This window comes from Rhodobacter maritimus, from assembly GCF_058747975.1.
Genome location: NZ_JBZXDX010000002.1, coordinates 1 through 17,995 on the forward strand (window position 1 = coordinate 1; position 17,995 = coordinate 17,995).

At 56.8% G+C, this 17,995-nt stretch carries 21 protein-coding genes; 2 read left to right on the forward strand and 19 right to left on the reverse strand.

Going from position 1 to position 17,995, the window contains the following annotated elements:
* Positions 1-81: 81 nt before the first annotated feature.
* The 6 genes from AC4PTO_RS17485 to AC4PTO_RS17510 are packed head-to-tail and all read right to left on the reverse strand — an operon-like array spanning position 82 to position 4,369.
* Positions 82-663: an ABC transporter substrate-binding protein gene (locus tag AC4PTO_RS17485; protein ID WP_492733753.1), complete on the reverse strand. Its 582-nt coding sequence runs from the start codon at positions 661-663 to the stop codon at positions 82-84.
* A gap of 2 nt (positions 664-665) precedes the next feature.
* On the reverse strand, positions 666-1,247 hold the full coding sequence (locus AC4PTO_RS17490; RefSeq protein WP_492733755.1) for a hypothetical protein: 582 nt from the start codon (positions 1,245-1,247) through the stop codon (positions 666-668).
* Between the two features lie 11 nt (positions 1,248-1,258).
* Positions 1,259-1,564 carry a hypothetical protein gene (locus AC4PTO_RS17495; RefSeq protein WP_492733757.1) on the reverse strand — a complete coding sequence of 102 codons (306 nt, stop codon included), beginning with the start codon at positions 1,562-1,564 and terminating at the stop codon, positions 1,259-1,261.
* Positions 1,546-2,058, reverse strand: coding sequence for a hypothetical protein (locus tag AC4PTO_RS17500; RefSeq protein ID WP_492733759.1), 513 nt, complete (start codon positions 2,056-2,058; stop codon positions 1,546-1,548). Before AC4PTO_RS17500 ends, AC4PTO_RS17495 begins: the two co-directional genes overlap by 19 nt.
* Positions 2,055-3,647 carry a M23 family metallopeptidase gene (locus tag AC4PTO_RS17505; protein WP_492733761.1) on the reverse strand — a complete coding sequence of 531 codons (1,593 nt, stop codon included), beginning with the start codon at positions 3,645-3,647 and terminating at the stop codon, positions 2,055-2,057. Before AC4PTO_RS17505 ends, AC4PTO_RS17500 begins: the two co-directional genes overlap by 4 nt.
* Positions 3,644-4,369 carry a hypothetical protein gene (locus AC4PTO_RS17510; RefSeq protein ID WP_492733763.1) on the reverse strand — a complete coding sequence of 242 codons (726 nt, stop codon included), beginning with the start codon at positions 4,367-4,369 and terminating at the stop codon, positions 3,644-3,646. Before AC4PTO_RS17510 ends, AC4PTO_RS17505 begins: the two co-directional genes overlap by 4 nt.
* Before the next feature lie 95 nt (positions 4,370-4,464).
* Between AC4PTO_RS17510 and AC4PTO_RS17515 the strand changes: the two genes are divergently transcribed.
* Together AC4PTO_RS17515 and AC4PTO_RS17520 are read left to right on the forward strand one after the other, a co-directional pair.
* Complete coding sequence (locus AC4PTO_RS17515; protein WP_492733765.1) at positions 4,465-4,821, forward strand: hypothetical protein; 357 nt, start codon at positions 4,465-4,467, stop codon at positions 4,819-4,821.
* Positions 4,821-5,360, forward strand: a complete 540-nt coding sequence (locus tag AC4PTO_RS17520) for a hypothetical protein (RefSeq protein ID WP_492733767.1) — start codon at positions 4,821-4,823, stop codon at positions 5,358-5,360. The genes AC4PTO_RS17515 and AC4PTO_RS17520 overlap by 1 nt, the downstream gene beginning before the upstream one ends.
* 268 nt (positions 5,361-5,628) lie before the next feature.
* Here the strand turns inward: AC4PTO_RS17520 and AC4PTO_RS17525 are convergent, their stop codons facing one another.
* The 13 genes from AC4PTO_RS17525 to AC4PTO_RS17585 form a co-directional block, all read right to left on the reverse strand.
* Positions 5,629-5,862 carry a hypothetical protein gene (locus AC4PTO_RS17525; protein ID WP_492733769.1) on the reverse strand — a complete coding sequence of 78 codons (234 nt, stop codon included), beginning with the start codon at positions 5,860-5,862 and terminating at the stop codon, positions 5,629-5,631.
* 109 nt (positions 5,863-5,971) lie between these two features.
* The gene (locus AC4PTO_RS17530; RefSeq protein ID WP_492733770.1) at positions 5,972-8,449 is read right to left on the reverse strand and encodes a type IV secretory system conjugative DNA transfer family protein; all 2,478 of its coding nucleotides are present in this window, start codon (positions 8,447-8,449) and stop codon (positions 5,972-5,974) included.
* 2 nt (positions 8,450-8,451) lie between these two features.
* Positions 8,452-10,824 (reverse strand): DotA/TraY family protein, encoded by a 2,373-nt coding sequence (locus tag AC4PTO_RS17535; protein ID WP_492733773.1) that lies wholly within the window; start codon positions 10,822-10,824, stop codon positions 8,452-8,454.
* Positions 10,825-10,856: 32 nt separating this feature from the next.
* The gene (locus tag AC4PTO_RS17540; RefSeq protein ID WP_492733775.1) at positions 10,857-12,389 is read right to left on the reverse strand and encodes a hypothetical protein; all 1,533 of its coding nucleotides are present in this window, start codon (positions 12,387-12,389) and stop codon (positions 10,857-10,859) included.
* Positions 12,386-12,895, reverse strand: coding sequence for a hypothetical protein (locus AC4PTO_RS17545; RefSeq protein WP_492733778.1), 510 nt, complete (start codon positions 12,893-12,895; stop codon positions 12,386-12,388). The genes AC4PTO_RS17540 and AC4PTO_RS17545 overlap by 4 nt, the downstream gene beginning before the upstream one ends.
* Positions 12,892-13,212: a hypothetical protein gene (locus tag AC4PTO_RS17550; protein WP_492733780.1), complete on the reverse strand. Its 321-nt coding sequence runs from the start codon at positions 13,210-13,212 to the stop codon at positions 12,892-12,894. Before AC4PTO_RS17550 ends, AC4PTO_RS17545 begins: the two co-directional genes overlap by 4 nt.
* Positions 13,202-14,245 carry a hypothetical protein gene (locus tag AC4PTO_RS17555; RefSeq protein WP_492733783.1) on the reverse strand — a complete coding sequence of 348 codons (1,044 nt, stop codon included), beginning with the start codon at positions 14,243-14,245 and terminating at the stop codon, positions 13,202-13,204. Before AC4PTO_RS17555 ends, AC4PTO_RS17550 begins: the two co-directional genes overlap by 11 nt.
* Complete coding sequence (locus tag AC4PTO_RS17560) at positions 14,242-15,243, reverse strand: hypothetical protein (RefSeq protein ID WP_492733785.1); 1,002 nt, start codon at positions 15,241-15,243, stop codon at positions 14,242-14,244. The genes AC4PTO_RS17555 and AC4PTO_RS17560 overlap by 4 nt, the downstream gene beginning before the upstream one ends.
* On the reverse strand, positions 15,240-15,935 hold the full coding sequence (locus AC4PTO_RS17565; RefSeq protein WP_492733787.1) for a hypothetical protein: 696 nt from the start codon (positions 15,933-15,935) through the stop codon (positions 15,240-15,242). The genes AC4PTO_RS17560 and AC4PTO_RS17565 overlap by 4 nt, the downstream gene beginning before the upstream one ends.
* Positions 15,936-15,990: 55 nt before the next feature.
* Complete coding sequence (locus AC4PTO_RS17570; RefSeq protein ID WP_492733789.1) at positions 15,991-16,416, reverse strand: hypothetical protein; 426 nt, start codon at positions 16,414-16,416, stop codon at positions 15,991-15,993.
* Positions 16,413-16,640 (reverse strand): hypothetical protein, encoded by a 228-nt coding sequence (locus AC4PTO_RS17575; protein WP_492733791.1) that lies wholly within the window; start codon positions 16,638-16,640, stop codon positions 16,413-16,415. Before AC4PTO_RS17575 ends, AC4PTO_RS17570 begins: the two co-directional genes overlap by 4 nt.
* A gap of 37 nt (positions 16,641-16,677) precedes the next feature.
* Complete coding sequence (locus AC4PTO_RS17580; RefSeq protein ID WP_492733793.1) at positions 16,678-16,917, reverse strand: hypothetical protein; 240 nt, start codon at positions 16,915-16,917, stop codon at positions 16,678-16,680.
* A 9-nt stretch (positions 16,918-16,926) separates the two neighbouring features.
* Positions 16,927-17,901 carry a hypothetical protein gene (locus AC4PTO_RS17585; RefSeq protein ID WP_492733795.1) on the reverse strand — a complete coding sequence of 325 codons (975 nt, stop codon included), beginning with the start codon at positions 17,899-17,901 and terminating at the stop codon, positions 16,927-16,929.
* Between the last annotated feature and the right edge of the window lie 94 nt (positions 17,902-17,995).

Below are 17,995 nucleotides of genomic sequence, written 5' to 3' on the forward strand. Positions count from 1 at the left end.
CATATTTTCATTGGCTTCGATGTCCATCAGGATCACTCGAATAAGGTCCATATCCCGCTTCATAGCGCTTTGTCCGTTCCTTTATTGAAAGCCGTCTCGAAGCGCTTCTGCGAATGATGAATAGTCACCACCTGCCGCTTCCCAAGTCGCTGCAAACATCTGCCGGTCCTGCTCGACCAACGCCACATCATTCAGAATGATGTTTCGAACACCCGGTTGGAACCCTGAGCCAACGATGAATCCGACAGGAACAGTCTCCCCGGCAACGGTCACGTTGCCCCTCACCCTGACCTGCCCCCCAGCGAGCTTGAAGGTGTCCTTCAGCTGGAATCGGCCACCGCCACGCCCATCGAGCACAACCGCATACTGCCCTGCGATCATCCCAACATAGATGCGCGCGAAATCACTCCGTTGAGAAGGTGTCAGCTCGTTCCAGATTGGACCCAGAACATCCTGTGCGACAGCATCGATCTCGACATATCTCTGAATGACCGGAACCAGCCTACTCGCTCTCTGCCCTTCTGAGCCGCCCCGCACGGCGGTGAATACATCGGAGGCCATATCCTCCACCAAACCCGCCGCCTGCCGCTCCTCGAAGCTCTGCGCCTGCGCAGCGGCCGCAAACAAGACAAAGGCTACCAGAAAGATCAGATACACCCGCATGATCAAGACCCGATGATGGCGCAGACTTGCTCGAAGCCGATATCAAGTCCGATAGTTTCCGAGACGACCGAGGCAATATCGACCACGAAGAAGCAGGCGAGACCACCAAAGAAGAAGGTGATTGCCTTCGCGGTAGATCCTTGCTGATGACCGACCACAATTCTCTCGTTAGCGATGTAGGCCGACCAGCCGATCGCAATGAGACCCAGAAGCATGAAGAACAGCACCACGCCGCTCGTGATCTGCTCGCACCAAGGCTTTGAGCCATCGGGAGGAAGATAACTGAGGATGTTGTAGGTTGCCGCGCCTCCGGCAACGAATGTGCCAGCCACATCCCACATGATCACAAGAGGCACCGTTAAAGCACCTCCGAGAAGGATCTGTCCAAGTCCGGACCAAGGGGTAAAATTGCGGCCATAGGTTTGGCCGCGACCGCGATCAGAAACGTGATTGTAGATGCTGACAAGTCCGATGCCGACCAAGATGATGCCGCCGAGCGCCATCAGGGCCAGAATGAACTCAATCCCGAAGGGCAAGACCTGAGTAAGCCTGATCAGCGCTTCGTCTAACGTAGGGACATCCATTCAGCGCCTCCCTACTGGCTCTGCTCGCCGCCTTCGCCCTTTAGATACTGGACGAGAGCATTGTAGTTTTCAGTCAGAACCCGAACCCGCTCGACAAGCCGTTCATTGGTTTGCTCCAACGCAAGGACTCGATCCTCCAGCCGCTTGATTTGGATCGCCATGAGGTTCGGATCGAGGTTTTCCGGTGGGATGTAATCCTGCACCCCAACCGCAGGCGGCTCAACCGTCTGAGCTGTCGCCGCGAGGGGCGCTGTCAGTGCAAGACAAGGGGTAAGAACCGCGATCAGCGCGGCCGATCTCAGTTGTCCAACTTGCATTGCACGAACTCCTCAGTGTCCACGATATTGGCATACTCGGCGACTTTCGCGAGATCTCGGGTCAACTCCCCGCTGTCCACCAGCGCGGGATGCTCCGCCGATTTCCACTGGAAGGGATCCGTCACCAAGAACGCATCCGCATGCGTGTTGCCAAGAATGCAGGCCCCCATCCCGAGCAAAGTGGTGTCGCTGTCCGATGCCGTCGCATTCCACGTCAGGAAGAACCCGTCCATGAATGATTTCAGGTTGGCATAAGTCTCGTCGGGCCGACCGACGAAGACCTCGACGCGCACTTTACGGCGCACGGCGCTCATCAAGGCGTCTGCCATGTCTTCCGAGACGATACCGCGCGTGTGATACATGACCACCGACTGCGCTTGTTTGACCAGATCGATCTGGCATTGATGCTCGCATGTCTCTGCCGCTGCGGGCATCGCGCTTGCGCTCAAAAGAGCAAGCCCAGCCAGATATGTCTTAATCGAATACTGCTTCATTGTTCATTTGCCTCCGCAATCAACATTCCGAGTGCCGCGACCGGCCGATCGACCGCCCGCGTTTCCTGTAGAGAGTTCGCAAATCCGTCTGCGCTGATCTTCGTCAAATCCACGAAAGCATCGCGCAGTTCGGCCATCGCCATATCTGCCGCGTAACCGATATCGCCCATGTGGTTGATGGCGTCTCCGCCAAGCTCGCTCATGCTCACGCCACCACCCGACGAGGAAAGCCGATTGGCGCTTCCTTCGACGGCACAGTTGTTCGGAAGAGTAAGCCCATCGGGACGCACCAACCCCTGATCCGCGTATGCCGTCAGAAGGTTCGGGCGAAACGGAACCCTCTCCGGCAGGAAGGGTTCTGGGTTCACGAAATAGAATGAATCCGGTGCCGCTGCTGAAATTTGGTCCGCGCTCAAGGGCTGCTGTGACTTTGTTCCTCCCCATCCAGATGCAGAAGGCCAAACACGGGAAGACACCCCTGCGGACTGGAGCTTGTCGCCGCTCATAAGTGCAGAGACGTGAAGATGCACAGCGGCGGTGCCGCTGTTGCCCATAGTCCCGATCTGCGTGTCCGGCTGCACGGTTGCGCCCGGAACTCGCACGTCGCGGTGAATGCTCGCGAGGTGCATGAAAACGAACCGCTGGGAACCGTCCGATGTTTCGACAACAACGCGGTTTCCTCCCGACCCGGCTCCCGCCACGATCACTTTTCCGGACACCCCCGCGAAGATCGGGTCGCCCATCCCGACATTGTTCACCAGATCCAAGCCCTGATGGTATCCCGCCGATGCTCTACCTGTCCGATCCATTCCATAGGGCGAAGTGACAGCCGCGCCGCTTGAACTCATCAATGGATGAGACATGCAGACACCCGTCACAGTGGTCCCACCACCGCCTGCGCTGGCAATCCCGTCAGCCGTATAGGGGGATGTCCCCGGCGCGGTTCCACCATACCCAGATGCCCCTGCCACACCACCATGCGCGGCCGCGCCGCTCGCGATACGCTGCATCACATAGCGATTAAGACGAGCGACATCGGCAAACCCGTTCTGGCGAAGGATAGCGCTCAAATTATTGAGGTTGCTCCCATCAAACCCATTGGCTGCGAAATTATTCATTCCGCCCGCGCCAAGAAAATGCGCGGCGGACAAAAGCCCGCCTTCAGTAACAACCACGCCGTTCACAACTTTGCCGATCGACGACTTTGCCGTGCCAGACAAAGCCCTCCAGTTGCGATCAGTGAACTCGTCGAAGGCTTGATCTTGAAGGCGATGCCCCGCCTGCGTGAAGCGAAAGTCATCGAGGGACGAGACGCCCATCGCCTGACTCTTGCTGGTAAATCCAACCGAGTTCCAGTTCCATGAGCCATTCGTCGAATAGGTATACCCAAGGTCCGCCAAGGTGCTGGGGATGAACTGGTAGGCACCGGCAGCGCTGCCTGTGATGAAGTTCATGACCGAGTAATCGCGTCCGCTCTCCTTTCCCATCACCGCGATCCGAAACTTCTCGTAATCGAAACCACCAGTGATCGCGTATGCGACACTAGCGACGAAGGCGAACAGAACAGATAGGCTCGTTATCCTTTTCATTGGGGCAGATCCTTCGGTCTCTGAGGCTGTGGGTCCGACTGCTTAGGGGCAATTCCCGGAAGCTCGTTCTCCTCACCAGTCTCGGTATCGATAAGAAGCAAAGAGTGATCGAGCTGCGACTCGATGTAGGGGTATCCGTTCTGGTTCACTCCGCGCGACATGCCCCACGGCTGGCTGATCGTGACATAGACCGCGCTTTGGGGTTCGCCGTCTTTGAAGATGATGATCGGGCAGTTCGTTCCGCCCATCGAACAGAACACCGTTCCGCCAAGAAGTGCGGCAATACTCGGCTCACCGCCGATCTCGATCGCCACCTTCATGTTGGCGGGGCTGTTGTCGGGAACTTCATCAAATTCCCCGAGGAACGCAGCCGCCTTCTCGAAGAGGCTGTCATCGAGTTCCCCCGCTATCACGGCTTGTTCCGCGACCAGAGGCACATAAGCGTCGTTTCGCCATTGCCAGTAACGCCCACCACTCTTGATCTGGCTCAGAGCCGACTGCGGATCGTCGGCTATACCCTCGATCTCTGTGTTCGACCGGAACAGTTCCAACCACAGCCCATTTTGGACGCTCCAGTAGTGGATGGTGCGAACATCTCCATCGACGATCAGCAGCTCGGCCGGGGCAACGTGATCGAGATCAATGGTCTCCTTCGTCTCGGCTTCCGCCGAGCCCGCAGCAACGACCGCGATGAGTGATAGAATTGCGCCAATTTGCTTCATATGAACCCGACCTCCACCAGCAAGCGTCTTCTCTGATAAATCTGGCATGACGGCGCAGATTATAATATGTATTTAGATAAACGAAAGGCCGAACCATGTCCACAAGACCTTACAAAGATGAGTTCCGCATCCACCCTTCGGAACGCGAGGCTTTGCCCGAATATCTGATCGAGCATGTCGATCGGCTCCATGCCGAACTTTCAAACGGCGGCCAATGGAGCTGCGAGCTTGAGATCGCCCAGGAGCCGCACCATTACAGCATCCGCCTGTCTTCATCTCGCCTCACCATATCCACGTCTCTGAACGGGGAGACCGACACCGTTTCGATCGACGCTGACGACTTTGATGAACGTGGCGGGATCGGGGACATCCTTATGTCGATGGTCGAAGGTGGCGCACTTCCCGCCGACCTCGACCCGCACGATCTAAGCATTAGCGAAGGACTGATCTGATGAACGACACAGAAGAACCAAAAAAGAAGGGCCGAAGCCGCATTCGTAAAGCCCTGCCTACGATGCCGTGGCAACGCAAAAACACCGGCATTGGCTCATCGATTAGCTTCGCCCGCGCTGCTCTTCGCCGAAAGCGGGCTTCTTGTCCAAACTGTGAAAGTGGACACCTCACCGTCAGGGACGCCGTGGAGCATGATGGGGGGAGCATCGCAACGCCGCTCCTTGTGTGCGACAACTGCGGCTACACTCAGAACATCTCCTTTGAACTCGACAACGTGGCGGAAAAGATCGCCTCTCTCCGCCTTGGAGAGCGCAGATTTCTGTTCGCTGCGCTTGGAGCATTCACCTTTGGCCTGCTTTACCTCGTGCTCGCCGGAAACCTATTCACGATGATAGGCGCAACCCTCATCGCTGTTCTGCTGTTCGGCAACGCCCTCGTTTTCCGCTACAGGGTGTGGCAATTAACTTTTAGTCGTGTGTTCGAACCCCGTGCGCCGTGGCTCGATTGGCTGAAATATGAGATGTCGGCCAAAGAATAATGGGACTCTATAATGCCAAACGAACGCTGCGAACAGTGCCGCTTCTCGCGCTATCTCAAGGGTCTTATTGGGGGAAGAACTTACTACTGCCATCGATACCCGCCTTATCCAATCCGGGAGGTTGGCTTCGACGGAACTGCGGAAAAGAATGTTAAGAGCATCCGACCGCAGGTGGAAGCTGATGGGTGGTGTGGAGAGTTTCAGCCTCATTCGAACAAATGAAAAAGGCCAGCTCCCGCTGGCCTTTCCTCTCTCAACCTAGACGAACTCACAACTTCGCGGCTGTCTTCCCGTAGGCCGCCCAAATGTCGGGCCGCTCCAGCATAACGCTAGAGTCTCCACCCAGCGCACGAGAGATCAACTTCCCGTCGCCACTCAGATCTCGTTTGGCTCCATGACCCAACGGAACAAAATTCGTGGTATCAACCGGCGTTTCCCAGAAGCCCTTTGCTCCGGCGAGCATAACGTCCTTTGCGAGCGTTGCGATTTTCAACAGACCCATGACCCCCTCCTTTCCGAAGCCAGATTGTTCCTTGTCAACCCACATATAGGGTCAAACACCAATTTTTTCAAGCCCTGTCAGCATTTATCCCGCTCCACGCAAATGCGCATCACTCAGCTGATACCGCTATTTTTTCCTGTCGTTTCCGACGAACGATATTGCTCGATGCCGACTGAACGCCTGCATCTACTGCCTCGGCAACCTGCTCTCCGGACTGGATGCGCCTCCGGTCTATCGGTCGATAATCGCGGCGAACACCATCCACCACGCGGATGAGGCTCCTCCGGTAGAAGCCTTGGCTCGTGTGATCGACGACCATCTTTTTCACCAACGACCGGCGATGTTCATACACCTTTGCCTTTTGAACACCTGCCACAAGTGAATAGTAACCGAGCATCAGCGACACCGCTGCTCCTTCACTCAGGCTCTTGAACGAACGGTCCTTGCGGCGCAGCATCGACGCGAGATACTCCATGATCTCTTGAACCGCCCCGCGTCCCTCATCATCAATAGATGCTTTCAGATGCGATCCGGCCGTTTTGCGCTCCATGAGCCGCGCCGCTGCCATCCCAATGTCATTTCCAGACTGGAAGAGCTTCTGGAGCTTCACTTCGGCCGCGATCTTCCCCTTGTCCATGACAGAGAGCGGTGTGACAAATGCAAGATCGAGCGGCCGCGCCGCGTCCGGCTGCGGAACCGTGCCGGTATAGAAGCACTTCATCCGCACCACCCGCACTTCCTGTTCCACACCCTTGCGCGTGAAAACCGGCGTCCCGATGATCATGTGAAAATCACCATCTTTCTGAGCGGCCATATCCTGATAATCCAAGCGGCTTCGCACCATCATCCGGCTTTTGTCGCTGCGGAGAACCATTTGACCAGTGCCAAGCATCTCGTGGTTCAGATCCTCGATCTCCTGCACATAGGCTTCACCAGCCCGACCAGTCGCAACTTGGAAGGTAGTGCTATCCTTGCCGCCGGTCATGCGGCCCACCATCGCAATATTCGTGTTTTCGATCGTGGCTGCGCCCTCGTTCTGGTTCGACTTCATGAGGCTGTCGATGTCCTGAACGCCGAAGGTGATGGAATATCCCAAAGATCGCGCTTGCGCAGGAGCCACGGCAAAGCCTTCGACAACGTAGTAGCCATATTCATCGCAAAGCATGAAGAATGGCACAGGCCCCCTTGCCACTTCCTGCGAACTCATGACCTGTCTCCACGAACCGGCCACGGGTCCAGCAAGCCCCGTCGCGAGGACGTTCTTGACCGCAGCCACCGTCATCTTCCCCAGCGGCTGCATGTTCGCGGTTGACCGCTCAAGCGCGGGCAGTAGGGAAACCAATATGCGCCTGTTTTGCGCAATATCCTTGAAGTCGATTTCGCCGACAGGCACGTTGTAGATGTGGCCATAGTTGAAGCTGAGATCGACAATTGGCTTGACGACCTGCATCGTGAGATACCCGTGCTGCTCAAGGGCCTTGGCCCGACTTTGGTCCTGTTCCTGCTCTGGAGCCTTCGGTTTCTTGCCGTCTTCTTCTCGGCCAATGAACGGCCTGTCCGGACCTTTCGACCAGCCCGGAAGGTTCTCCAGATAGGTCTGCAAAGCTCCCAGATATTCCCGCTTGAGAAACGCTGCCTCCTCGGGTCTGTCCACCGACAAATTGATGCGGTTTCCATCATGGTCGATGAACGCCTGATGGCAGAACAAGTCCTCAACGCAATGAAGGGGGAAGAACCGGGCCAACGCCTCGGCATTGAACAGAATATAGCCCTTCTTCGAGAGATAGTTCAGCGGCGGGATCAGCCCCTGCAAGAGCGAAATCGCCCGGTCCTGCCACATCGAGTCGCCACCGCTCGAATCTGACAGCAGCGAAATCAGGATCTCCGTCATCGCGCTGGAACCCATATTCTGAAGAGGGTTGAACGTGTTCGACCGCTTTTCGTTGCGGAAGAGCTGCGCGTCTTCGCCGCCCATAACATAGTTCAGTTGGTAGACATCTTCGTCTCTCCAGAACAGGCGGGCGAGCTTCAACGTGCCAGCCAGAGATCCTTTCTTCTCGCCCTTGCCGTCAACGAACATGACCCCTGAATCATGGATCAGCGCATTGAAGATTTCGGCCAGAAACTCTTCCGTCTTACCCGACCCCGTGGTCCCCACGGTGAGCCTGTGTGTCCGCACGTCATCAAGGCTCGCCCAAACCTCTCTCTTGGTTTCAAGGCAATACCCCATATAGACATCGCCGGACCCCGGCTTGCCCGTGGTCTCATCGAGATAGCTGCGCTTGGTCTTATACTTGAGATAGGCCGGCACTCTGAACGGCGCCGACCAGAACCGCTTCTTGTAACGATAATAGCGAAGCAGGACAACCAGCGAGGCAATAAAACACAACTCGGGAATAAAAGGCACCCACACCCCTATTGCGCAAATAAGAAGGATCACACCGAAGTTAATCAGCGTTCCACCCGGCGTGTCAGCGTTATCATAAACGTGATCCCAGAACCCGCGCGTATCAACGCGGCGGGATTTAATTTTAACTTCCTGAGAGCGGGTTATGCCCTGATAGTTCGTCCGTGATGATCGCGCCATAATCAGCCCTTCGACAGCAAGCCTTTAATATTGTTTCCGGCACCAATGGCCTTCTGCCCGCCTGCGCGACCGACATTGGCCAACGCATCAGTCCGCACGGCACCGATCATGCCGCCAGAAGGAGCATTCCCAAGGGCTTGCCCCTTACCCGACTGAGCCATCTCACCACCAAGCCCGTCACGAGCAATCGGCGACATTTGCACCCCGATCCACCCCATCGCGGAATCTCCCAGCGTGATGATCATTGAGGAAGCGTGCATCGCCAGAAAGACCAGCGACATGGCATAGACGCCCAACAAGCCCAGAACCAACACTACGCCTGAACCACCGGGGCTCATGACGCTGAGCATTCCGCCAAACATCAAAGACAGAAGCTCGTTCCCAATCCACAAGATTATGACACAAACAATCAGACCAACCACGGCAAAAAACGGTCGAAGCAATAGCCCAAACATCGTCAGGACAACTTTGTGCCACGGCCCAATCAATGAAGGCTCGCGGGCAGGGGCGAACCAGAGAAGAACAGCCAACGGCAGCGCAAACATTGATTCAATGCACAAGAGCAACCACGTCACGGATGCCGACAAGTAGTAGAGCATGGGGATCGTCGGGATCAGGATCATGAAGATGATTCCGATAGCAAACAAGTATGACCCCAGTCGCTTTACGGGCTCCAGAGCAAACGAGGCTACACTCGTTGCCACACTGCCTCCAGTGGCCTTTGCGACGAACGTATCCCCAGCGCCGTCTGCTACCGCTTGTGCCGCGCCTGCCGATGCGTAGATACCTGCTCCAAAGGCATTCATCGTAGAGCCAACCTCAGCAAATCCAATGAACGGATCCTGAAAGGTCGCCTCGCCGCCATCGGGCTTGAACCACGACAACAACCAGACATAAATCTTGTTCATGTATTGACCGGAAATATCGTCTCCAGCGCCCTGCCCCAACGAACTGCTGCCGCCATTAGGGTCAGGAAGATGCAGCTTAGCGATATACGAGCTAAACGTCCCAAGATATTCGAAATCTCGTTCGACGGGTTCGAAAGACGCCCTGCTTACACTGTTTTGCGAGAAAATAGCCGAGAAGACGCCAGTCCCGAAAATATTGTCGATCCGGTTGTCGGTGTTCACTTCAACGTCGAGGCTATTTCTGATGTCTCTCAACTGAGTGAAAATATTGCTCAGACCCCGCTGCCAAAGCGCTGCCGTCATCCAGCCGTTCTTGGTCACGGACCCTATCAAGCCATCGCGGATCTCTGTCATCTCGGCATCATCGAAAGTTGTATCCGCAACGCGCGATGAAAAAATGGCGCTGGTTGCTTCCTCGGCTATCGCTTTCAACTCATTCTGGACAAGAATGTCGTCTCGGACACCTGATTTTGCATCCGCTCCGGTCAGTGAACACACAGGGCTGTCGAGGCCAGAGTAGATGCAATTCGCCAGTCTTCTGGAGCGAGGAACGACGATGTTCACGAGCGCCGATCGCGTCGTTGTATAAATGTTTTCACTTGCTATCAGCGAGAGCTTTTCTTGCAAGTCATCAAGCTCATCGGGATTTAGGCCGTTGTCGAAAGTCGTGTTTGAATATGAGACACTGTAGCGAACATTCCCACAGAGATCTCGTGCATTACGGCTTCCAGCCTCAGACTGGTAATACAGCTCCAGATACTTTCGGGTAGAACCCAAAGCAAACTGCCCGACTGCATCCCGCGTGAACTCGTCGCTCATCAAGGTTGCACCGCCATTCACCCCATAGGACGAGGACAGACGCCGCAGATGCAGTGCGCATAGCTCTCCATTCACCAAAGCGAAAGTCGCATCGGCGATCTTCCCGCGCATTTGCCAACCTTCATCATTGTTGATGTTCGGCGGACCTACATAGCTCTCCGCAGAAAGTGTTTTCTCCGCAATAAATTTCCATGTCGTGTCGGCCAGCCCAGCCCCCCAGACCATCAGATAAATCGCGATCAGCTGAATTACGGTAAATCCACCCTTGACCGGCAAGAGAAACACCGCGGCAATGCCCGCTCGGAGAAAGGTGTATTTGGTGTCGGTAGACCGACCGAGTGCTGTTCCATCCGACGCTGTGTCTGCTGTCAGTGCCAGAACGCTATAGAGCCCGACAATCGTAGCGATACCCAATACAACGATGTTCAGAATGGCTACTGCCGAGGAAATCAAAGACCCCGTTTCAGCTGCCGCCTCGTCTCCTTCGACGACATAGGCAACGATCCCGCCAAAGATGCGCTCCAGCGCCCCCACAGAATAGTCGAGTTCGGACAACTCGAAAAGCTCGCTGGTCGTATCCGGAAGATCCTGCGCGACCACGGCGGTCGAGCAGAAGATCAGCATAGCGAGCGCTAGAAGGAACCGCATGTAATTTACCTCTTCACCCCATCAGGGCTTGTTCAAATACCAACCCCAAGCCCGGTGGGCTGTGCCGAGCGGACGCGCTCTTCTTTCACTTCGGGAAACACCCCGATCGAGCGGCCGTAATCGCGCACCGCATCGATAAACAGCTCTAGTTTGTCGCGTTCGAGTGGGGCGTGATTGGTGCGATAGCCTGAGATCACCGTCCCCCCGATCGCATCCAGATCGCCATTCTGATCAAAGCACCGTTGCCTCATGGCGTTCTCGAAATACCGCGCAAACATCTCCTCATCGCTCAGAAGATATTGCTTGAACTCGGCGCTCATGTAGTCCCGAAGCTGCTCCTCGCCGACGACTGCGGAATAGGCTTCTCGAAGGCCGGTCTCACCGAGAATAGCCTCATACTTGCTCTCGTCATCTCCAAGGTTTGCATCGAGGCCGTGACCAATTTCGTGAAGCGCGACCGAGATCTGGTCAGGGCGGAAAACGATGGCACCGGCCTGAAACTCGACATCACCCTCAGCATCTCGCACCGAAGTGGTCGCGGAATACCCGCCACGCTCGCCGATTTCTGTGAGACCGGCCTTCTGGACCACCCGGAACCTCGTCTTTTCCGTGAGAATGTCGCTCGCGGCCACGCCGAACGTCTCACCGATGTAATCGAGGGTTTGCTCAAGCCGAGCCTGCATCTCCCTCCCTACAATCGTTGTCGTGTCCGGCGATATCTCGAACTTGTAGCCACGCACAGAATCTCGAACACCTGCGGTGATATCCTCGGAGAGATCGCTACGAACGCGGTCATAGTCAACGACCACCGACGCATCGAAGCGGCGCTCGGTGATGTATTCCCCGATCAACAGCTCCTCGATCTGCGGCACGTCGCCATAGATCGCACGAAGGTTATCTTCCATCGCCTTGAGAGTTTCTTCACTGTCGTCGAGGCTCGAAAGAAGTTCCCGCAGATCGCTCTTGGCTGTAGGTGCATCCGCTCCACTTGCCGCCGCTTCGATGATCTTCATCATCTCGGCATCGTGACGGATATGGAGGAGCTGGACCGCCACACGACTCGGTCGAGAGCCCGTCAGATCACTCACCGTGTCAACAAGCTCCTCGAAGCGGCCGTTTGTGGGGCCAAGCGTTCCAAGGTTCTTCTGCTTCATCCGCTCTCGTGCGGCCTCGATCTGGGCGAAGACCCGATCCTGCGCATGATCGGCCATTCTCTGAACGCCTGTCGCCACATAGGACAACTCAACCTGCAAGGGCCGATCCACACCTTGAAGAACCTCCCCCTGCCGCAGCTTCTCACGCGCGACAATCGCTGATGCGACGACTTCTTCTCCAAACACAGCCTGCAAGGCGGTGCCGATCTCAGACAGATCCCGGAAAGTTGCGAAGTTCTGGAGCGATTTCCCATCATCTCCGACAACCCAGCCAGCTCGGCTGATCGCAGACGACCGCTCACCTGCCTCAAAGCCCTTGGCGAAAGTCAGCTTCAGGTGAGCCAGACCACTCGTATCAACGATGCGATCCAGCTTCGCCCCAGCCGCACCAAGATCAAACCACCTGTTCATCCCGCTCTCCTTTCCACCGTCTGCTTGCTGTAGACCGCCGGGTTGATAACCGCGCTGCTCAGGGCCGAGAGACAGGAACAAAGCTCTTTCTCCTTCAGCTCGGCTCCATGAACCACCGTCCCGTCACCATCGAACTTGACGGCCTTGCGCACAGCGAAGTCGTTGACCGACAGAGCGGCACAAACCTGAATGACGGGCCGAACCTTCTGGCTCTCCTGCCGATACTGACCGCCCGCGACCAGAATAAGCTCTTGCTCGTAGTCATCGCCGATCGCACCGATCAAGCGCTCCGAAAACAGCCATGCGCCGCCGACATTGATGTTGCCGGTGGCGTCCTCGACATCAATGATCATGCGCCGGAAGTCCCGGATCGGCAGCAAGTTGGACCGCTTCAAAAGCGTCTTCAGGTCCGTCTCCACCAAAATGACCTTCGCACCTTCCATGCTGGCGCTATGGATGTTCTCAACAGTTTCCTGAAATTCACCGCCACCGCTCAAATCTGTCACTCGAAGCCCTCCACTGCGTCACCGCTCTCATCATCGCTGATAGCGCGATCCACCGTCCGAACCTTCTGGATGTCAGGCACCTCCAAGCCGACCGCTCGCAAACCTCCTACGAACGCGGGCGCAGTCATTTTCTCGACGGTCCCGACCTCCTCGCACACGAAACCGATCATCGCCTTGAGGCCCAGCCCCAGCGAGCTTGGGTCCACTATCCAGTTTTCACCTTCGTCGCGCCCAAGAACGACAGAGGCATCCGGCGTTGCCGGATGATCCTCGATCTCGCCCCTGCGGATCCGGTATTTGGAAAGGTCAATTTCCATCTGCTTCCTGCGCGATAAGGGTTGCAAGCATCGTGGTGATCCGGCTGTCAGCGTCAGAGTTCATACGCGAAACCGCCATCTGGATGGACCGCAACCGGGCAATCTCTTTGACGATCCCGACCTCGGATTTCGTTGCGAGTTCCGCTGACCATTCAAGATAGTCATCCCCACCGCCATAGCGGTCGATCAGCCATTGCAACTGCTCATCCAGCGTCCCGCCATGCGCTCCACCAAGAGCCGCATGGTCTGCCTCTTCATGCGCTCCTCTGATAATGCCCAGAGAGTAGATCGCGGGGCTGCGAAACGCCTCGACGCGCTGCGCGATCAGGTTCTGGTGGTAGTCCTCGATCCGGCCCGCTCCGGCGGCAACACCGCCATCCTCGATCGCGACCTTCCGAAGCGGCAGACCCGTCAGGTTGTTGATGAACGCAGCAACCGTTTCCTCCGATGCGCTAGGATCAAGCAGAGAAAGCGCCACGTTCACTGTCTGGGGGCTTGCTGTGTCAAGACGACGACGCATTGAGTCGTCGAGATCGACGACCCCACCGGAACGAGCATCGATCCGGGGCGAAGTGAGAAGGTCTCGCGCAACAGCTTGCTGCCCACTCATGGTTTCGTTCAGGGATGCCAGCCGTTCAGCAACCTCACAAGCATCAGGAGCTTGTCCCATCGTGCCGTAGGTCTCTTCCGCGCGAACGACCGCCATCCGGGTCATGTTCGCCGTGATCGCGGAAGTTGAGGCTTCGGTGGCCTTCATGTCCGCTGTTGCGATCTGACTGTCGGTATGCGCTCGCTGAGATGTCAGCACACGAATCGCGGAGACGATCTGTGAAGCCGTGACTTCGTTCTCACGAGCCACCGTCGCCGACATCTGATCGACCGCTGCCCGCAACGCCGTCTGAGTGCTTGCGTGACCCGCTCGCCAAACAGGATCTGCGACAGCGCAGAACGTCCCGCCTGCATGTGCTACCGCTGGGACGAAAAAGAAGAGCGCGGCGGTGGCGGCGCGGAGGGGGAATTTCGTGAGTTTCATTGCCGTGCCTCCACCAAGGTCTCACTGGAGCTGAGCGCGGAAACATAGGCTTCCGTGCGAGCCAACGAGTAAGTCGCCATGCCGAGTTCAAGATCACGCTTCTTTTGGAGTGCGATGATCTGCGCCGTCAGGTTGGCGGCTTCTGTTCGGGCCATGTCCAGCAAGACGGCCCGAAGGGGCGACGCGGCCATTTTCGCCGACCACTCCATACCGCCGTCAGCACCGATCCAGTTCTCACTCAGATCATCCAACGCATCGTTCACCCCACCATCGGCCGCGCTCGCAGCCGCCGACGACAAGAGGTAGAGGGAAACAGAACGAAGCGAGTCTCCCTGCAACCGCGCCAGACGGAAGTTCTGGTCCTCGATCGAGTTCCCTGTCGTCACAGTCGTGGGTGGAGGGCCCATGACCCAATTGATGTATTCCGCCGCAGCATCGAGATCGCCAGAGAAGATCCCGTGCGCCCCGGCGAAATCGCCGCCCGAGACTGCGCTATACCACTGCTCGGTCGCGTCACCATCGACGCTGACACCGGGCTTGTTGATCACGCGATCCATGATCGAAAGCGTTGCAGACCGTTGCGAGGCCATCGCCTCGGTCAGCGTCTTCGCCTGATCCGCAATAGCGCAAGCATTATAGCCGACATCGCCGAACCTCTCAGTTCGATCGAGAACTTCCATTCGCGTCTGAGCCGCAACGATTGCCGAGGCGGAAGCCTCCTCAGCCTTGGTCCGCACTGTCGCGTCCTGATTTCCGGTGTATGCTTGCTGCCGGTTCAACACGCCCAGCGCCGACAGGATCCGCGCTCGTTGAGACAGTTCCGCAGCAACAAGAGCTGCCTGCTGTGTCTGGATCAGGGCCAACACGCTCAACTCAAGCTCGGAGGTCCGAGCATTGACCCTTGCCTCGACCCCGGCGCAGGTGATGGCGAAAGCGCTGCTCGGCAAAGAGATTGCAACCGCCAGCCCTAGAAGATACTTGCGAAGTCCAGCCATCATTCCACCCCCTCAAATACGCTACCGGCCAAGAGCATCCGGGCCATAGAAATGCTCGCGGACTCTCGAACCGCGATCACGCGCGACACAGCGGTTTCCAGATCCTTGCGCTCGGGGATGGTTGGAAGCGGCGCAACGCGATCAATGAAATCCATGCTGACGGCGATCTCCTCCGCACCCCGCGCATTTCCATCCATGAACACCGAAGCGTTTGTGTCCCCTGCCCCGACGCCCGTGTTGTAATTGACACCGGCGAGCTGGCCGCAAAGACCTGCCGCGAATTCCTCTTCGGGGCAGTAATAGTTCTGGCGTTGATTGGTCAGCTCGATCATCGCCTCCTCGGCCGAGCGGTTGGAACTGACCCAATCTTCCTCGATCTGGTTTGCTGCACTCATCAGCGCATCCACCTTGGCGTCGGCTCCCCGCGCCATCGAACGCATCGTCGTAACGGAACAGGCCGTGTTGTTCTGGTCTCGACCAAGGGCATAATCATTCGTCCCGTTCACAGTCCGAAGCCGAACGCCCACGGTGGCAATGGCCGAGGCTTGAGCCTCGTTCGACTTCATGGCCGTGACGCCGATCTGGTTGCCGGTCGTGCCAATCTGCCGGGTTTTAATGCCCAGAGACGACATCAAGCGCTCGAATGTCAGCTCCAGCCGGGTGGCCTCGGCGTTATAAGCCGCTTGCGCGACCACGGACCCCGCCCCGGCCGACGAAAGGACCAGAGCCAGCCCAATGACGCGGATGTGCTTAGTTGGGAATCGCAATTTGACCATCCGAAATGATTTGAGAAACTTCGGTAGGCAGCGCAGACTGCCAGCTCGACATCGACGAGTTGAGATCGCCGGTCACGCCCTCAATCTGTTCGTTGATGACATCACAAGCCTTTTGAAGACCCTGCTGGAGCAACTGATCGACAGCGACGGTTTGCAGGTTTCCGATGAGACCTGCCAAATCTGGGATGGCATTCGAAAAGTCGATCATATTGAGCAGGTTCCCGTTGATACACGAGTTCGGCCCGGTGAAGAACGACGACACGTCCGTCTGCGCCGCCTCGATCGCCTTGATCTGCCGATCGAGAGCCGCTTGGGCCGCATCTTGGATGATGCAGTCCTGCGCAAAGGCAGCGGATGCGCTCCCGATAAACACCGCTGCGACAACGCCAAGTTTCATCATTCGAACACCTCTTCCACTATGGGGGCAACGCTGATGAGCCCAAGCATCACCCATGTTTCTGCCAGCTGAGATTCTGTCGGACTGAAAGCACCGGCTTTCATGCCGACGAGTTGCAGCGCGGCCATGACACCGGATGTCTCGCTGTCTTCGCCTTCGACAGCCGTTGCGTCACCGCTCTGCTTCTGGCGGTTACGCGCATCCAAATATCCCTTAACATTGCTCACGCCGGTATCCCCGCATTTTCAGCATTACCATATGTTTTTAGATAAATCTCGTCAACGGCATGTTGCCCTTGGCGCGTATCGACCTGAAGCACTGCTGACGCTTTGATGATCTCGCGGCCAATTCTCGGGCTGAGAGCGGTTCCACGGTGATCCCGAGCTGCACTTCAAGAACGCCGATCCGGTCTATCAGAGCGTGAATCAGGGCGTTGTTTTCAAGGATGGCCGCTTGTTCTGGCGTAAGCACCGACGACGCTGCGGGCTGTATCTTCTTTGCCATGACTGCCCCCTACGCAAAATGGACAGACTGACGGCCGAAACATCTGTCGAAAATCGCCTCGAACTGACCGCGAACATAGCTGCTGTGGAAGGCACTCGGGGCCTCGATGATCCAGCCGTCTCCGTCCCTGCGGGCCTTCAAAGGCTTGATCCAGTTCGACCAGACAGCCGCCCCCTTGCTGTCGTAGATCTGCTTCGATGCAAGGTCGAATGGGGTTTCTCCTGAGAACTCAGGCTGCTCCAAAGCAGGCACTTCGTTCGCTTGATCAGCCATGTTCGTTTGGGTTTGAGGTTGCGGCTGAGTGTTCGAGGTGAACTTCTTCCGCCCATAGACGCGGCAGAACCCGATCAACCACTTGAGCGGCAACCAGCGCTTACCCTTTTTCTTGTTGAACGAGCAGAAATCCGACCAGACCTTGTTCGGATCCGCTGCTTGCCCATTCACCAGCGGCTTCGCTTCTCTGATCGCATCGGCCACCTCGGTGTAGGTGATCGACCCTTCAAATTCCAAATTCAGTTTTCCATCGTGAATAATTTTATTTGAAGAATCTGTTATCTTATTAGGGTCCGAAATCTTGGCCCCCCCCTCGCCAGCTTCTTGGAGGGGCGGCTCGTCGCCACGGCGCGACATGAAGCCGCCATCATGAAGCCAGTCCGAGAAGCCGGGGAAGAAGTAACGAACCCCGACCGTTCGACCGTGCCGGTCCTCCAGTGTCAGGGTTGCGATGATGTTGCGGCGCTTGGCGTCGGCCAGATGACTTCTGACGGTGGAAAGCCCCATGCCGATCCGCTCGGCGATCTTCGGAGCTGACAAGCCGCTCACCATCCCCTTCGGGAACATTTCATGGTCCGAGCTGTAGCTGATGTGACCGCTCAAGAAGGCCAGCACTTTGACAAGGCCCGAGGGCAGTTCCGTCACGATCTCCGCGACGTATCTGTTGAAGTTGAAAGGGTCAAACCTCTCATGGTCGATTGCATAGTTCATGGTTCACTCTCGCTGGTTGAAGCGAGGCGCGGCCTACGATCAGGCAACAAAAATCCGGTCGCCCAAGGGCGGTTTTTGCTTGCTTGCGTTGTCG

Coding starts and splice junctions, on each gene's coding strand:
- AC4PTO_RS17530 (WP_492733770.1), bottom strand. CDS start 8,449: ATGGCGCGATCATCACGGACGAACTATCAGGGCATAACCCGCTCTCAG.
- AC4PTO_RS17550 (WP_492733780.1), bottom strand. CDS start 13,212: ATGGAAATTGACCTTTCCAAATACCGGATCCGCAGGGGCGAGATCGAG.
- AC4PTO_RS17515 (WP_492733765.1), top strand. CDS start 4,465: ATGTCCACAAGACCTTACAAAGATGAGTTCCGCATCCACCCTTCGGAA.
- AC4PTO_RS17570 (WP_492733789.1), bottom strand. CDS start 16,416: ATGATGAAACTTGGCGTTGTCGCAGCGGTGTTTATCGGGAGCGCATCC.
- AC4PTO_RS17525 (WP_492733769.1), bottom strand. CDS start 5,862: ATGGGTCTGTTGAAAATCGCAACGCTCGCAAAGGACGTTATGCTCGCC.
- AC4PTO_RS17505 (WP_492733761.1), bottom strand. CDS start 3,647: ATGAAAAGGATAACGAGCCTATCTGTTCTGTTCGCCTTCGTCGCTAGT.
- AC4PTO_RS17520 (WP_492733767.1), top strand. CDS start 4,821: ATGAACGACACAGAAGAACCAAAAAAGAAGGGCCGAAGCCGCATTCGT.
- AC4PTO_RS17495 (WP_492733757.1), bottom strand. CDS start 1,564: ATGCAAGTTGGACAACTGAGATCGGCCGCGCTGATCGCGGTTCTTACC.
- AC4PTO_RS17540 (WP_492733775.1), bottom strand. CDS start 12,389: ATGAACAGGTGGTTTGATCTTGGTGCGGCTGGGGCGAAGCTGGATCGC.
- AC4PTO_RS17490 (WP_492733755.1), bottom strand. CDS start 1,247: ATGGATGTCCCTACGTTAGACGAAGCGCTGATCAGGCTTACTCAGGTC.
- AC4PTO_RS17585 (WP_492733795.1), bottom strand. CDS start 17,901: ATGAACTATGCAATCGACCATGAGAGGTTTGACCCTTTCAACTTCAAC.
- AC4PTO_RS17555 (WP_492733783.1), bottom strand. CDS start 14,245: ATGAAACTCACGAAATTCCCCCTCCGCGCCGCCACCGCCGCGCTCTTC.
- AC4PTO_RS17510 (WP_492733763.1), bottom strand. CDS start 4,369: ATGAAGCAAATTGGCGCAATTCTATCACTCATCGCGGTCGTTGCTGCG.
- AC4PTO_RS17485 (WP_492733753.1), bottom strand. CDS start 663: ATGCGGGTGTATCTGATCTTTCTGGTAGCCTTTGTCTTGTTTGCGGCC.
- AC4PTO_RS17580 (WP_492733793.1), bottom strand. CDS start 16,917: ATGGCAAAGAAGATACAGCCCGCAGCGTCGTCGGTGCTTACGCCAGAA.
- AC4PTO_RS17535 (WP_492733773.1), bottom strand. CDS start 10,824: ATGCGGTTCCTTCTAGCGCTCGCTATGCTGATCTTCTGCTCGACCGCC.
- AC4PTO_RS17560 (WP_492733785.1), bottom strand. CDS start 15,243: ATGATGGCTGGACTTCGCAAGTATCTTCTAGGGCTGGCGGTTGCAATC.
- AC4PTO_RS17500 (WP_492733759.1), bottom strand. CDS start 2,058: ATGAAGCAGTATTCGATTAAGACATATCTGGCTGGGCTTGCTCTTTTG.